The organism is Streptomyces sp. NPDC057702, from assembly GCF_042799315.1.
In the GTDB taxonomy this organism is placed as follows: domain Bacteria; phylum Actinomycetota; class Actinomycetes; order Streptomycetales; family Streptomycetaceae; genus Streptomyces.
On the sequence record NZ_JBHVJC010000042.1, the window covers coordinates 50,525 to 65,652 of the forward strand.

The window sequence follows — 15,128 nt, forward strand, 5'->3', positions numbered from 1 at the left end:
GGGCCGGGCTACGCGCGGTCCGGCGCGGGCGGCTCCTCGCCGAGCAGGACGCGTTCAATGGCGGCCCGGTCGGGCAGCGGGTCGGGGCGGACGATCTCGCCGGTGCGCACGTAGAGGAAGGTGGCCGTGACGGCGGACGGCGGCAGGCCGTGCTGTTCGGCCCAGGCCAGCCGGTAGACGGCGAGCTGGAGCGGGTCGGCGTCCTGGGCGCGGTTGGTCTTCCAGTCGACGATCTCGTACGCGTACGGGTGCGCGACCTCCGCGACACCGGAGGCGGGCCCGCTTCCGGTGTCGGGCCCGGGGGCGCGCGGCCGGCGGTAGACCGCGTCGATCCGGCCACGCACCACGCGGCCGGCGAGGGTGAGTTGGAAGGGCGCCTCGACGCGGTACGGCGTGCGCCGGGCGTAGGGGGTGCGGCGGAACGCCTCCTTGAGCGCCTCCAGGTCCTCCCCGTCCTCGTCCGGTTCGGTGCCGTACTCGTCGGCGCCCGGCAGTTCGTCCGGGCCGAGCAGGGGCAGCGGCAGGGCCTCGAACCGCGACTCGACCCAGGCGTGGAACCGGGTGCCCCGGCGGGCGGCGGGCCGGGGCGGGCGCGGCATGGGGCGGGCCAGTTCGCGGGCGAAGCCGTCGGGGTCGGCGGCCAGCCGCAGCAGTTGCGTCGCGCTGAGCGCGGGAGGTATGAGCACGTCGCGCACGGTCGCCCGCGCCCGGCGCAGCTCCTCGGTGAGCGCGTCGAGATCCCGGTCCCAGGACGCGGCGAGCCGGGCCTCCTCGGGCGGCAACGCCTCGCGCGGCGCGCGGCGCGGCGCGGACGACGCGGAGGGGGGGCGGCGGGACGGGTCCACGGGGTCGGGGCCGGGCGCGGCGGCGGGCGCGCCGGTGGGCGGGGCCGCGTCGGTCGGGTCGCCGTACGGGTCGGGGTACGGGTCGTCGTCGGGGGCGGTGTACGGGTTCGCGTACGGGGCGGCGTCGGGGGTGGCGGGTGGGTCGGCGTACGGATCGGTGTCGGCGTACGCGTCGGCGTACGGATCGTCGTACGGGTCCTCGGGGGGTTCGGCGTACAGGGTGTGCGGGGCGTTCGGGGCGGGCTGGTGGGGCGGCGGCGCGGTGGGGGTGGGCTGGTGGTCGAGGTGGGCGCGGACGGCGTCGGCCGCGCGGCGGCGGTGGGTCAGGGCCGTGGGGTCCAGCGGCAGCGGCCACGCGCGGTCGGCGCGGTGCGGGTCCGGGTCGCGCAGGGCCGGGTTCTCCTCGCCGGGGGCCGGCTCGGGGGCCCACGCCTCGATCTCGCCGTCGCCCGCCTCGCAGTGCTCCCGCAGCGCCGTCAGGAAGTCCGACGGGCCACGGGGCCGCTTCTGGGACGGGCCCCACCAGTGGCCGGAACCGAGCAGCAGCGAGCGCGGGCGGGTGAAGGTCACGTAGCCCAGGCGGAGTTCCTCCGTCCGCTGGTGCTCCCTCATCGCGGCCTTGAACGCGCTGAGCCCCTTCGCGTCCCAGTCCGACACGTCGGGCAGGGTGTCGGCGTCGCCGCGCAGCGCGTGCGGCAGCACCCGCGCGGTCGCCGTCCACGACTCGCGGGACTGCTCGCTCGGGAACGTCTTGGTGACCAGCCCCGGCACCGCGACCACGTCCCACTCCAGGCCCTTGGACTTGTGCGCGGTGAGCACCTTGACCGTGTTCTCGCCGCCCGGCAGCGCGTTGTCCAGGCCCTTCTCGTACCGGGCGGCCGTGCGCAGGAAGCCGAGGAAGGCCGGCAGGGTGGGTTCGCCGTCCAGGGCCGAGGCGCCGCCCTGGCGGGTGGCGAACCCGGCGGCCACGTCCAGGAAGTTGCCGAGCGTCTCGCGGCGCCGGGCGGCCAGCGCGTGGGGTGACGCGGACAGTTCGACCTCAAGCCCGGTGACCGTGAGGACGCGGTGCAGTACGTCCATCAGCGGATCGCCGAGGGAGCGGCGCAGCTCGCGCAGCTCGGCGGCCAGCCGCGCGAAGCGGACCCGGGCCTGCGGCGAGAACGGCAGGTCCGGGTCCGGGGCGGTCTCCGGGCCGCCGGGCGCACCGGGCTCCGGACCGCTCTCCGACGCGGGGTCGTCCCCCGACGCGGGGTGGTCGGTGTGGGGGGCCGGCTCGGGGTCGGCCTCGGGGGCGTGCGCGGGGGCGGGGACGTACGCGGGGTCCACGGCGTGCGGGGCGGGCGCGAGGTCCGCGGTGTACGCGGGGTCGAGGACGAAGGTGTCGAGGGCGTCGGCCAGCGAGATGGCCTCGGCCGGGTCCACGCCCGCCACGGCCTCGGCGAGACGGCGGTCGGCGTCCCCGTCGGCGTCCGGGTGGTCGCGGCGCACCAGGGCGCGTGCGCGGCGGCCGAGCAGCGCCAGGTCACGCGCGCCGATGCGCCAGCGCGGGCCGGTCAGCAGGCGGACCAGGGCCGCGTTGGCCGTCGGGTCCTGGAGCACCTCGCACACGGCGACCAGGTCGGCGATCTCGGGCAGGTGCAGCAGCCCGGACAGGCCCACCACCTCGACGGGCACGCCCCGGTCCACCAGCGCGCCCTGGATCCCGGCGAAGTCCACGGCCGTCCGGCACAGCACCGCGATCTCGCCCGGCGGGGTGCCCGTGCGCACCAGGTGGGCGAGCGAGTCGGCGAGCCAGGCCAGTTCCTCGGCGTGGGTGGGCAGCAGCGCGCAGCGCACTAGGCCGTCCCGGTCGGCGCCGGGCGCGGGACGCAGCGCCTCCACGCCCGCGTGCCGGGCGCGCAGCGGGGCGGCCAGCCGGTTGGCGAGCGCCAGCAGCCGGCCGCCGCTGCGCCGGTTCTCGCTGAGCGCGAACCGCTCGGCCGGGCCGCCCCGGGCGACCCCGACGGCCTGCGGGTCAGAGGCCGGCCGGACGGCCTCGGGGTGCGTGTCAGGGTGGGTGTCAGGGCTGGTTTCGGGGCTGGTTTCGGGGTGGGTGTCAGGGTGGCTGGCCGCGCGGGGGAAGTGCTCGGGGAAGTCGTCCAGGTTGGCCACGGACGCGCCGCGCCAGCCGTAGATCGCCTGGCAGGGGTCGCCGACGGCGGTCACGGCGTGGCCCGTGCCGCCTCCCGCCGCGCGGTCGGCCGACGGGCCGGCGGTCGGGTCGTCCGGGTCCGCCTCACCCGCTCCGAACAGGCTCGACAGCAGGAGGCGCTGGGCCACCGAGGTGTCCTGGTACTCGTCGAGGAGCACTACCGCGAACTCCGCGCGCAGCGCCCGGCCGACCTCGGGGTGGCGACGGGCCAGGGTCGCGGACAGGGCGATCTGGTCGCCGAAGTCGAGCAGGTCCAGTCGGCGCTTCTCCGCCCGGTAGCGCTCGACCAGGTCGAGGAGTTCGAGCCGGGCCCGGGCGGCGTCGGGCACCTTGCGCAGGTCCTCGTTGCTGAGCCGGACGCCGTCGAGGGTGGTCAGCAGCGCGGTGTCGTGCTCCCGCAGGCGTTCGACCGGGACGAGGTGCTCGGCCAGCTCGCCGTCGAGGGCGAGGAGGTCGGTCACCAGGTCGGCGAAGGAGCGGGTGAGCGCCGGATAGGGGCCGGGCGCGGTGCGCAGCACGCGCGCGGCGAGCTGGAAGCGGGTGGCGTCGGCGAGCAGGCGCGCGCCGGGCTCGACACCGATCCGCAGCCCGTGGTCCTTCAGCAGCTGGCCCGCGAACGCGTGGTACGTGGAGATCCTCGGCTCCCCCGGAACCTCGTCCCGCACATCGCCCGCCCCGGCCTGGGCGCCCGCCGCCCCGTCGCCGACGCCGGCGCGCAGCAGCGCCCTGCGCACCCGCTCGGCGAGTTCGCCGGCCGCCTTGTTGGTGAACGTCAGGCCCAGCACCTGCTCGGGCGCGACCTGGCCGGTACCGACCAGCCAGACCACGCGCGCGGCCATCACCGTCGTCTTGCCCGAGCCGGCGCCGGCCACGATCACCTGCGGGGCGAGCGGCGCGGTGACGCAGGCCATCTGCTCCGGCGTGAACGGGATGCCGAGCAACTCCTTGAGCTGCGCGGGGTCGGTGAGGTGTGCTGACACCCCAGTGAGGCTAACGCCCCGCACCGACAGCGCCCGCCGCCCGCGAGACCGCCCCGCTCCCCCGCCCCACACCCCGCCCAGCGGTGGAGCGGCGGGCCGTCGCCCCTCGGGCCCGCCGGCGTGACCAGTGCCACCCCGAAGGCCGACCCGCCGCACGGGCCTCGTGCCGGGAGCCCGCGGGGGCGGGCGTCGCACCGGCGTCGTACGAGAGGGGCTGGCCGCGCCCACGCGGGGGCGGGCGCGGGGTTGCCCGTGCGGCGGCCATCGGGCCCGTGTCCTGTGCGGACCGCTCGTGCGCCGACCGCGCTCCTGGGCCATACGCGCGAAGACGCCGGGGAGCCCCCCGGGACACCGTGGGACGCGTGCGCCCTTCCATCCGCCCGCCCGGGAGCCGCACGGGGGCGCGGCGCCGCCTACGGTCGGGGCGCGGGCGCACGCGGTCAGCCGTGACCGGCCGGGCCGGTGGGAGCGGACGCCCGAGGCGGCCTCGTCGGGGCGGGCGGTCGGATCGCCCTCGTCGCGCCGGACACGAGCCCTACGTCTATGCCTACACCCCTGGGCCGGGGCCAGGTCGGGCCGGGCCGCAACCGGCCGGGGCCGCGTCCGGGCCGGTCGGAGCCGGGGGTCAGTCCACGACGTGGCGGCCCTCGGGGCGGGCGCCGCAGGAGGCGCGGAAGGCGCAGCGGTCGCAGTGCTCGCCGGTCGTCGGGGCGAAGCGCTCGTCGAGCACGCGCCCGGCGGCCGTGGCGAGCAGTTCGCCGACCCAGCCCGCCCCGTCGGTCGCCCCGTCGTGCGCCTCGTCGACAGCCTCGCCGTGCGCCGCGCCCGACGCCGGGTCAGTCGGGTCGGGCGCGGCCTCGGCGGGGCCGGTCTCCGGGGCCCGTGGGGCGGGGCGGGCCGGCAGCGGCTCCTGTGCCTGCACCTTCGGCAGGCTCTCGCCGCCCTCCTTGCGGGGCGCCCCCTGGCGTAGCTGGACCAGTTCCGCGCCCCCGGGCCGGGGACGGACGCCGTCGAACAGGTCGTCCACGGCGCCCTCGCGCACCGCGAGCTGGTAGACGGCGAGCTGCGGGTGGTGGGCCACCGCGTCGCGGGTGACCGTCTGCTTGCCGGTCTTGAAGTCGACCACGTACGCGCGCCCGTCGGCGTCCGTCTCCACCCGGTCCATGGAGCCCCGGATGCGCACCTGGTACGCCGCCACGTCCAGGGTCACGTCGAAGGCGTGCTCGCTGCCGACGACGGTGCGCCCGCCGCGCTCCATGACGTGCCAGCGCAGGAAGCGTTCCAGGGCGGCGCGCGCGTTCTCCTTCTCCTGCCGTGACTTCCAGGGCGCGTCGAAGGCGAGCGCGTCCCACACCGAGTCGAGCCGCTCCATGAGCACCGCGAGGTCGGCGGGTGTGCGGCCGGAGGCCACCTCGTCGGCGAGCACGTGCACGACGTTGCCAAAGCCCTGCGCGGCGGTCGACGGCGGCTCCGCCTTCACCTCCCGGCCCAGGAACCACTGGAGCGCGCAGGTGTTGACCAACTGGTCGAGCGCGCTGCCCGACAGGGTCACCGGGGTCTCGCGGTCGCGGAGCGGGACCTGGCCACGGGTGCGCTCGGCCAGGCCCCACCAGCGGTACGGGTGCGCGGCGGGCACCAGCGGGCTCCCCTCCTCGTCGCGCAGGGCGGCCAGGCGGGCGAGCCGCTGGGCGGCGGCGTCGCGCAGCGCGTCGGAGGCGGTCGGATCGACGGTGGTGGCGCGCAGTTCGGCGACGAGCGCGGGCACCGACAGCGGGCGGCGCGGGCGGTGGAGGACGTCCACCACGTCCACGCCCAGCTCGGTCAGGAACCGCGACGGCTGGTCGCCGTCGTCGGCGGGCGCCCGTACGGCGGTGACCACCAGCCGCTCACTGGCCCGCGTCGTCGCCACGTAGAACAGCCGCCGCTCCTCGGCGAGCAGCGCGCCCGGCGGCAGGGGCTCGGCGATGCCGTCGCGGCCGATGCGGTCCGCCTCCAGGAGCGAACCCCGCCGCCGCAGGTCGGGCCACAGGCCCTCCTGGACGCCCGCGACGACCACCAGGCGCCAGCGCAGGCCCTTGGAGCGGTGCGCGGTCAGCAGCCGCACGGCGTCGGGCCGTACCGCGCGCCGGGTCAGCGTGTCGGCGGCGATGTCCTGGGCGTCGAGTTCCTCAAGGAAGTTGAGCGCGCCCCGGCCGCCGGTGCGCTCCTCCGCGCGCGCGGCCGTCTCGAACAGGGCGCACACCGCGTCCAGGTCCCGGTCCGCGTGCCGCCCGGCGGCGCCACCGCGCCAGGCGGCCCGCTCCAGGCGGCGCGGCCAGGTCGTGCCCTCCCACAGGCACCACAACGCCTCCTCGGCGGTGCCGCCGCCGGCCAGCAGTTCGCGCGCCGAGCGCAGCAGCAGGCCGAGCTGTCGCACGCCCCGCGCGTACGCGGGGTCGTGCGCGACCAGCCGCTGCGGCTCGGCCAGTGCCTCGGCGATCAGCACGTCCGAGGGGCGGGGCACGGCGTTGCCGGCGGCCCGTTCCTCGTCGCGCAGCGCCCGGCCCAGGCGTCGCAGGTCGGCCGCGTCCATGCCGCCCAGCGGCGAGCCGAGCAGGGTGAGCGCGGTCTCCACGGAGAGCCAGCCGGCGGCCCCGCCCGGGCCGTCACCGGCCGGCGTGCCGGCGTCGGCTCCGTCGGTGGGGGTCCGCGCCTCGGGGTCCGTGGCGTGGGCCGGGGGGGTGTGGTCGGTCGCGTCGGCGGGCTCGGTTGTCGGTGCCGGGCGGGGGTGGGGCACGCGGGCGGGCTGGTCCGGGTGGCGGGCCAGGGCGGCGCTCGCCGTCGCGCGCAGGGCGGTCAGCAGCGGGGCCACGGCGGGTTCGGTACGCAACGGGATGTCGTCGCCGTCCACCTCCACCGGCACCCCGGCGGTGGTCAGCGCGCGCCGCACGCCCGGCAGCCCCCGCGCGCCCGCGCGCACGAGGACCGCCATCTCGCTCCACGGCACCCCGTCCTCCAGGTGCGCGCGGCGCAGGATGTCGGCGACGTTGTCCAGCTCGGCGTTCGCGGTCGGGTAGGTGTACGCCTCGACCCGGCCGCCGTCCCGCGCCGCCGTCAGCCCCCGGTGGGCCCGCGCGACGGCGGCCGGCAGTCGGGACAGCGGCATCCGGCCGGCCAGCGCGCGGCTGGCGGCCACCAGCGCGGCGCGCGTGCGGTGGCAGGTGGTGAGCACCGCCACGTCGGCGGGCCGCCCGTCGGGGCGCGGGAAGGCGGCGGGGAAGCCGAGGATGCCGCCGACGTCCGCGCCACGGAAGGCGTAGATCGACTGGTCGGGGTCGCCGAAGACGACCAGCGCCGTGCCCCCGCGCGGCCGTCCCCGCCCGGGCCCCTCCTCGCCCGGTCCGGGGGCGGGCGGGCGCGCGTCCCCCGCCACGGGCCCGCCCCCGGAGTCACCTTCGCCCCCGGCCCCGGGCTCGTGCGCCGAACCCGCCACCGAACCCGCTGCCCGGTCGGCTGTACGCCCGCGCGCGCCGTGCTCCGCGTCCCGGCGTGGCGCCACGTCTCCCTGTCCCCCCGCGCCGTCCCGCGCGGCCCCGTGCTCCGTGGCGTCGGCCCCGCTCGCCGCACGACCGGCCTCGCGCCCCGCGACACCCCCCTCGCGCCCCCCGCCTTCCGCGCCCGGCTCCGTGCGGCCGGCGCCGCCCGTGCCGTGGGTCGCGCCACGGGCGACCACGCCGCCGGCCAGCGCGCGCAGCAGCCGTAGCTGGGCGACGTCCGTGTCCTGGTACTCGTCCACGTAGATCGCGTCGTAGGTGCCCGCCAGCTCCGCCGCCACCCCGGGGCGCTCGGCCAACAGCACCGCGCGGTGGACGAGTTCCGCGTAGTCGAGCACGCCCTGGGCGTCCAGGACGTCCAGGTACTCGGCGAGGAAGTCGGCGGCGGCGCCCCAGTCGGGCCGGCCGGTGCGGGCGGCGAAGGCACCCAGCGCGCGGGGGCCCAGGCCCAGTTCGCGGCTGCGGGCGAGCACGGCCCGCACCTCGTCGGCGAAGCCACGCGTGGTCAGGCAGGCGCGCAGCTCGTCGGGCCAGCGCACCGAGGCCCGGCCGGCGCCCTCCAGCTCCGCGTGGCCGGCCAGCAGGTCGCGCACCACCACGTCCTGCTCGGGGCCCGAGAGCAGGCGCAGCGGGTCGGCGAACAGGTCGGCGTCCTGGTGGGCGCGGACCAGCGCGTAGCAGAAGGAGTGGAAGGTCGTCGCCCACGGGGCCGTGACGCCCCCCACGCGCACGGCGAGCCGGTCGCGCAGCGCGACCGCCGCCTTGCGGCTGAAGGTCAGCACCAGGACGCGTTCCGGGTCGGTGCCCCGGCGTACGCGGGCGGCGACGGCCTCCACCAGGGTGGTGGTCTTCCCGGTGCCGGGCCCCGCCAGGACCAGCAGCGGCCCGCCCGGGTGGTCAACCACGGCACGCTGCCGGGCGTCCAGGACAGGAGGGGTGGCCGAGCCGGGCGGCGTACGCACCAGCCGGTAGCCCCCCGCACTGGACGCGCCGGACGGCGCGGGGGCCCCGACGGCGTACGGCGTGGCCATCGCGTGCGCCCCGGCCCCGGCCGGGGCGGACGTGTCGGGGGCGGGGGCGTGCGCGGGCGCGTCGGTGGGAGGTGGCGTGGCGGGGGAGCCCATGGGTGACCCCGGTCGCGGCCCCGAGGGCGGTCGTCGCGCTGGCGACGCCGGCCCGCGCCGGGGATGGGACGAGGAGGAGGAGCTCACGTGGATCGCCGGTCCTGGTGGTTGTGCCGGGTGCCTTGCGGCCGTACTGGGGGCGGGGGCCCGCTCGCGCCGGGCCGTCGCCCGACCGGGCCCGGGTGCGGCCCCGCCGTGGCCGGCCCCGGTCGGGGTGCGCCACGCGAGGGCCGGAGCGCGCCGGGTGGGGGCCGTGGGGTGCGGGCCGCCCCCGACGCTACGCCAGTGCCCGCGCGGACGCGGGCCCGTCGGGGGTGGCTCCGACCCGGCTCTTGGGCTGCCACGCCTGGCGTGCCCACCCCGGGCGGGCCGGCCGCCGTCGACGCCGCGAAAGGGCCGGTGGCCAGGCGTCGCGCAGCGGCCTCGGCCCCGCCAGGCACCGGGCCGCGCCCCGTCGCGCCGCCCGCCGCGCACCGCCACGGGGCGCCCCGGGCACGCGCCGAGGGTGACGTACCTGACATCGCCGCGCCCGACCGACACCCGGCCCTTCCGGGCCCGCCGGCCCCGGTGTCCGCGCCGCGGCCGCCGCGCGGCCCCGGCCGGTCGGGCGCGCCGCGCGGACCCGTCGCCGCGACACCCGGCTTGTCGCCTCTTGCGGCGAACACGCCGCGTACGCACGGGATGCCCGGAATCGCGAACCGGTCGGGGTCGTCCCGCGCGCGGCGGCGGGGGGCCGGGCGGACTCGGTCACGCCCGGTCGCCGGGGTGCGGTCGGGTGCCGTCCCAGCGGGCCCGCCGCATGTCCAGGCGGGGCATGGCGCCACCGGAGCGCGCCGCTCCCCGGCGGCGGCCCGGCCCGTCGGTGTCGGTCTCGGGGGCGGGTCTGGCGCGCGCCGCCTCGCGCAGCGGCGTGCCCTCCGCCCGGTACTGGGCCAGCGCGCTGCGCTCGTGGCCGGGCAGCAGCGCCCCGTCCGAGCGCACCACGCGCCACCAGGGCACCGCCCCGCCGTACAGCGCCATCACCCGCCCCACCTGGCGCGGGCCTCCCACGCCCCGACCCCCGCCACCGGCCACCGGCGCCGCCTGCGGGTCCAGCTCCTCGGCCAACCACTCGGCGACGTCGCCGTAGGTCATCACCCGGCCGGGCGGAATCAGCTCCGCAACCGCCAACACCCGTTCGGCGTAGTCGGGCAGCTCGTCCGGCTCCGCTCGTTCCTCGCTCTCGCGGCTCATCCGACTCATCTTGCCGCACCCCACCGACAGCCGACCCCGCTTGTCACACAGCGTGCACACCTGTGTTACGGGGCGTACCATCCGTATCTCGCGACCTCGAAGTACCCCCTGATGCCGTCCCCGGCCACGCGGCCATGCCACCATCTTCCGGGCGGTGACAGGTGATACGAGATCAAGAAGAGACGACTGAGATGCAGGGTGCGCAGCCTCCGGAAGAGGACAGCGCCCCCGCCGCGCTGCCCCGCTCCGACGACGCCGAGGTGACCGGGGAGCCCGGTCACGAGAACGCCGCGGACTCCGCTTCCGCGCCCGACTCCCGCCCGGCCGACCCCGATCCCGACCCCCGCCCCACCGGCGCGGGCTCCCACCCCGACACGGGCTCGGACTCCGATCCGCCCCCGCGCCCCGGAACCGGTTCCACGGCCCGCCCCACGGACAGGGGGCGCGCCGACGGGGCCACGGAGCGGGCAGCGCGTGAGGAGGCCGGGCCCGCCGGGCCGCACCGCTGCGAGGACACCGACCTGCGCGCGGACCAGGTGTCCGTGGACGAACCGCTGCTGCCCGCCCGAGTGCACCGCCCCTTCGACCTGGTCAAGCTGCTGCTCGGGATGCTGGGCATCGTCGTGGTGCTGGCCACGGCGGCGTTCGCGCACGGCACCACCGCCGGCCTGGAGAAGGACATCGGCAAGGGCGCGGGACAGGCCCCCGACCTGCTGATCGAGTTCGCGGGCCTGATCTCCAGCGTCGCCGTCCTCATCCTCCCCGTGGCGTTCGCCATGGAGCGGCTGATCAAACGCGACGGGTTGCGTATCGCCGACGGCGTGCTCGCCGCCGTCCTCGCGCACGGCGTCTCGCTGGCCACCGACCTCTGGGTGGCCCGCTCGGCCCCCGACTCGCTGCGCGACACGCTGACGCAGCAGTCCCCCGGCGGCGCGTTCTCCGACCCCGTCCACGGCTATCTGGCCCCCGTCATCGCGTACATGACGGCCGTCGGCATGGCCCGGCGCCCACGGTGGCGGGTGGCCATGTGGGTGGTGCTCTTCCTCGACGCCTTCGCCGTCCTCGTCGGCCGCTACACCACCCCGTTCTCCATCCTGGTCACGGTGCTGATCGGCTGGACCGTCGCGTACGGAACGCTGTACGCGGTCGGCTCCCCCAACGTCCGGCCCACCGGGCAGCACCTGCTGCTCGGTCTGCGCCGGGTCGGGTTCAGCCCGGTCAGCGCGCTGCGCTGGGACGACGGGCAGAGCGGCGAGCAGCCCTCCACCGTCGACCGGGGCCGCCGCTACCTGGTCACCCTGGAGGACGGGCCACCCCTGGACGTCACCGTCGTGGACCGCGAACAACAGGCGCGGGGCTTCTTCTACCGCACCTGGCAACGGCTCGCGCTGCGCTCCATCACCCAGCGCCGGGGCCTGCAGTCGCTGCGCCAGGCCCTGGAACAGGAGGCGCTGCTCGCGTACGCGGCCATCGCCGCCGGGGCCAACGCGCCCAAGCTCATCGCCACCTCCGAACTCGGCCCCGACGCCGTGATGCTGGTCTACGAGCACACCGGCGGCCGGACCCTGAACGCGCTCCCCGACGAGCGGATCACCGACGAGTTGCTGGAGGGCGCCTGGCACCAGGTGCGGGCGCTCCAGTCGCGGCGTATCGCGCACCGCCGGCTGGAGGGTGACGCCATCCTGGTGGATCGTTCCGGCAGGGTCATCGTCTCCGACCTGCGCGGAGGCGAGATCGCCGCCGGGGACGTGGTGCTGCGGATGGACATCGCGCAGCTGCTCACCACGCTCGCGCTGCGCGTGGGCGCCGAGCGGTCGGTGGCGGCGGCGGTCGACGTCATCGGCCCGGACGCGGTCGCCGACAGCCTGCCGCTGCTCCAGCCGCTCGCGCTGAACCGGGTCACCCGTGCCACGCTGCGCCACCTGGGGCGCGAGCGCGCCAACCGGGAGCGGGAGGCGGTGCTGGCGGCGGCCCGGAGCGAGAAGGAGGCGCGCGAGGCGGAGGCCGCCGAGGTCCGCGAGCAGGTGGACGCGCAGCCGCTGGACCGCAGGGCGCGCAAGGCCCTCAAGGCGGAGAAGCACGCCGAGAAGCAGGCGGAGAAGCGCGCGATCGACGAGGCGCTGGAGGAGGCCCGCGAGGAGGACCTGCTCTCCCAGATCCGGCAGCAGGTGCTGCTGGTGCGTCCGCAGGCACCGATAGAGCCGGTCCGTCTGGAGCGCATCAAGCCGCGCACCCTGGTCAGCTTCTGCGCGGGCGCCTTCGCCGCGTACTTCCTGCTCTCCCAGTTCACCCACATCAAGCTGGGTCAGGTCGTCGACGAGGCCAACTGGGCGTGGGTGGCGATCGCCCTGTTCTTCTCCGGTCTGACCTACGTCTGCGCGGCGATCAGCCTGCTGGGTTTCGTGCCGGAGAAGGTGCCGTTCGGGCGCACCGTGCTGGCGCAGGTCGCCGCCTCGTTCGCGAAGCTGGTCGCCCCGGCGGCCGTCGGCGGCGTCGCCCTGAACACGCGCTTCCTCCAGCGTGCGGGCGTACGACCCGGGCAGGCGGTCGCCAGTGTCGGCGCCTCCCAGCTCTTCGGCCTGGCCAGCCACATCATCCTGCTCGGCACCTTCGGCTACATCACCGGCACCGAGCGCACCCCGACTCTCTCGCCCTCCCGCACCGTGATCGCCGGGTTGCTGACGGCGGCGGTGCTCGCGTTGGTGGTGACGGCCGTGCCGGCCCTGCGCCGGTTCGTCTCCACCCGGGTGCGGTCGCTGTTCGCCGGCGTCATCCCGCGCATGCTCGACCTGCTCCAGCGTCCGCAGAAACTGTTCGCCGGCATCGGCGGCATGCTGCTGCTGACCGCGACGTTCGTGCTGTGCCTGGACTCCTCGATCCGGGCCTTCGACGGCGACCTGAGCTACGCGAGCATCGCCGTGGTCTTCCTCGCGGGCAACGCCCTGGGCTCGGCGGCCCCCACCCCCGGCGGTGTCGGCGCGGTCGAGGCGGCGCTGATCGCGGGCCTGACCTTCGCCGGCCTCCCCTACGACACGGCGGCGCCCGCGGTGCTGCTGTTCCGGCTGATGACCTTCTGGCTGCCGGTTCTGCCCGGCTGGCTGTCCTTCTCCTATCTGACCCGCAAGGAAGCGCTCTAGCCCGGACCGCGCGGGCGCCGGGCCCGCGCCTGGCCGGGCCCGCGCCTGGCCGGGCCCGCGCCTGGCCGGGCCCGCGCCCGGCCCCGGCCGCTCCACCCGGCGCGGCTGACGGCCGCCCCGCCGGGCCCGCCGTCGCCTCAGCCGGCCGGGCGCAGGTGCGCGTCGACCCACGCCGCGAACGGGGTGGGCGTCAGACCGAGCGCGCGGGCGAACTCGGGGCGGGCCGGCTGCGGGAACTCGTTGAGGTGGGCCTGGGCGAGGCCGTACGAGGGCAGTCCGGCCGCGAGCGCCTCCTCCTCGCTCAGCTCGGGCGCCGACAGGGGCACGCCCAGGCCACGGGAGAGCTCCTCGGCGATCTCCGCCACGGTCAGCCGGTCGCTCGCCAGCTCCAGTTCGACGCCGGCGAACCGGGCGGGCTCGGCCACCGCCGCCGCGACCGCCGCGCCGATGTCGGCCACGGCCACCAGCGCCACCCGCGTCGTCGGCCGCAGCAGCGTCACCAGGCCGCCCTCGACCCCGCGCGGGAAGACGACCTCCGCCGCCGGGAGCAGGTTCTCCATGAAGAAGCAGGGCCGCAGCAGCGTCCAGTGCGCGAATCCCGCCGCGCGTACCCGCTCCTCGACGCCGGCCTTGGCCGCGTAGTACGGCTCCAGCCAGGCCCACCGGCCCGCCACCCACGTCGCGTAGCGGCCGACGCCGGAGACGGAGGTGTGCACGAACTGCGGTACGCCCGCGGCCCGCGCGGCCTCGACCAGGTTGCCGGCCTGCTCCACCTCCCCCGCGAAGCCGCGCCCCGCCAGGTCGGGCAGTTGCACGGAGAAGACGGCGCGGGCCCCCTCGGCGGCGCGCTCCAGCGTGTCGCGGTCGTCCAGGTCGCCGGTGACGAGCTCGGCGCCCAGCGCCGCGAGGGCCCCGGCCCGCGCGGTCGCGGGGTCACGGACCAGCGCCCGTGTCGGGACGCCGGCGGCCAGCAGGGCGCGGACGGCGGCGCCGCCCTGCTGGCCGGTGGCACCGACGACCAGGACGGGGGTGTGTGCGGCGGGCATGAGCGCTCCTCGGGTACGACGAAACGTAAACGGCGGGGCTCGCCGTTTACGTTTCGCTACGATACGGAGGGGCCCACCATTTAGGCAATCCGTGGAAAGGACACGCCATGACCGGTCAGCGCGCGGACGCCCGGCGCAACTACGCGCGGATTCTGGCCGTGGCCGAGGCGGAGGTCGCCGCGCATGGCGCCGACGCGTCCCTGGAGCGGATCGCCCGCACCGCCGGGGTCGGCTCGGCCACCGTGCGCCGCCACTTCCCCGGCCGGCGCGCGCTGTTGACGGCGGTCTTCGACGAGCGGACCACGGCTCTGTGCGCCCACGCCGCCAACCTGAGCGACGGGCCCGACGCGCGGGCCGCGCTGCTGGAGTGGCTGGCCGCGCTCACCACCTACGCCGCCTCGGCGCGCGGCATGGCGGACGTGCTGCTCCAGGACGGGCTGACCGGCCCGCACCAGGTGGCGGACTGCTCGGCCAAGCTGACCGGGGCGGCCGACCCGCTGGTGGACCGCGCCGCGCGGGCCGGCGCGCTGGCGCCGGGCGTCACCACGGCCGACCTGCTCGCGCTTGTCACCGGCGCCGTCCTGGCCACCGAACGCCACCCGGACCCGGTGGCCGAGGCCCACCGCCTGCTCGACCTGACCCTGCGCGGCGTCAGCCCCACCCCCTGACCCACGCCCCGCCCGCTCCCGTCGCTCAGGGACACCCGTCCCCGCCCTCGCCCACGAGCGCGGCTGCCCCGCCGGACCACCCGCCCGACCTCGCGGGCGCGCTACCCGCCCGAGGCCCGACCCCGCGCGCCGACCCCGCCGCGCCGACATCGCGGGCCACCGCGCCCCGCTCCCCCGCGCCCCGCCGCCGCTCACCCGTCCGGCGCGCTGTGCGGGCAGCCGGTGGCGTCAGTGCCGACGATGGGCAGGCGGGCGCACCACCCCCGGGTCCGCCCACGCGAGAGGACGGCCATGCCCCGAGCGATCCGCCCCGGCCCCCGAGGCCCGCACGCCGGGGCCCCGCGGCCGGCCGGGCGGTCGCGGCCCCGGGG

General features: G+C 77.6%; 6 protein-coding genes. 2 read left to right on the forward strand and 4 right to left on the reverse strand.

The features are described 5' to 3' along the window. Positions 1-8: 8 nt before the first annotated feature. The 3 genes from ACFVFR_RS27190 to ACFVFR_RS27200 all read right to left on the reverse strand — a co-directional run bounded on the left by ACFVFR_RS27190 (position 9) and on the right by ACFVFR_RS27200 (position 9,906). Positions 9-4,016 carry a UvrD-helicase domain-containing protein gene (locus tag ACFVFR_RS27190; RefSeq protein WP_383706334.1) on the reverse strand — a complete coding sequence of 1,336 codons (4,008 nt, stop codon included), beginning with the start codon at positions 4,014-4,016 and terminating at the stop codon, positions 9-11. 625 nt (positions 4,017-4,641) lie between these two features. Then, positions 4,642-8,580: an ATP-dependent helicase gene (locus tag ACFVFR_RS27195; RefSeq protein ID WP_383706347.1), complete on the reverse strand. Its 3,939-nt coding sequence runs from the start codon at positions 8,578-8,580 to the stop codon at positions 4,642-4,644. Positions 8,581-9,420: 840 nt separating this feature from the next. Further along, positions 9,421-9,906: an MGMT family protein gene (locus tag ACFVFR_RS27200; protein WP_383706336.1), complete on the reverse strand. Its 486-nt coding sequence runs from the start codon at positions 9,904-9,906 to the stop codon at positions 9,421-9,423. 191 nt (positions 9,907-10,097) lie between these two features. On the opposite strand from ACFVFR_RS27200, the gene ACFVFR_RS27205 reads away from it, so the two are divergent. Further along, positions 10,098-13,043 (forward strand): flippase-like domain-containing protein, encoded by a 2,946-nt coding sequence (locus ACFVFR_RS27205; RefSeq protein WP_383706339.1) that lies wholly within the window; start codon positions 10,098-10,100, stop codon positions 13,041-13,043. A gap of 137 nt (positions 13,044-13,180) precedes the next feature. Here ACFVFR_RS27205 and ACFVFR_RS27210 read toward each other — a convergent pair whose 3' ends face one another. Then, positions 13,181-14,089: an NmrA family NAD(P)-binding protein gene (locus tag ACFVFR_RS27210; protein WP_383706341.1), complete on the reverse strand. Its 909-nt coding sequence runs from the start codon at positions 14,087-14,089 to the stop codon at positions 13,181-13,183. A 107-nt stretch (positions 14,090-14,196) separates the two neighbouring features. Here ACFVFR_RS27210 and ACFVFR_RS27215 point away from each other — a divergent pair, with 107 nt between their 5' ends. After that, positions 14,197-14,757, forward strand: a complete 561-nt coding sequence (locus ACFVFR_RS27215; RefSeq protein WP_383706343.1) for a TetR/AcrR family transcriptional regulator — start codon at positions 14,197-14,199, stop codon at positions 14,755-14,757. Positions 14,758-15,128: the final 371 nt, after the last annotated feature.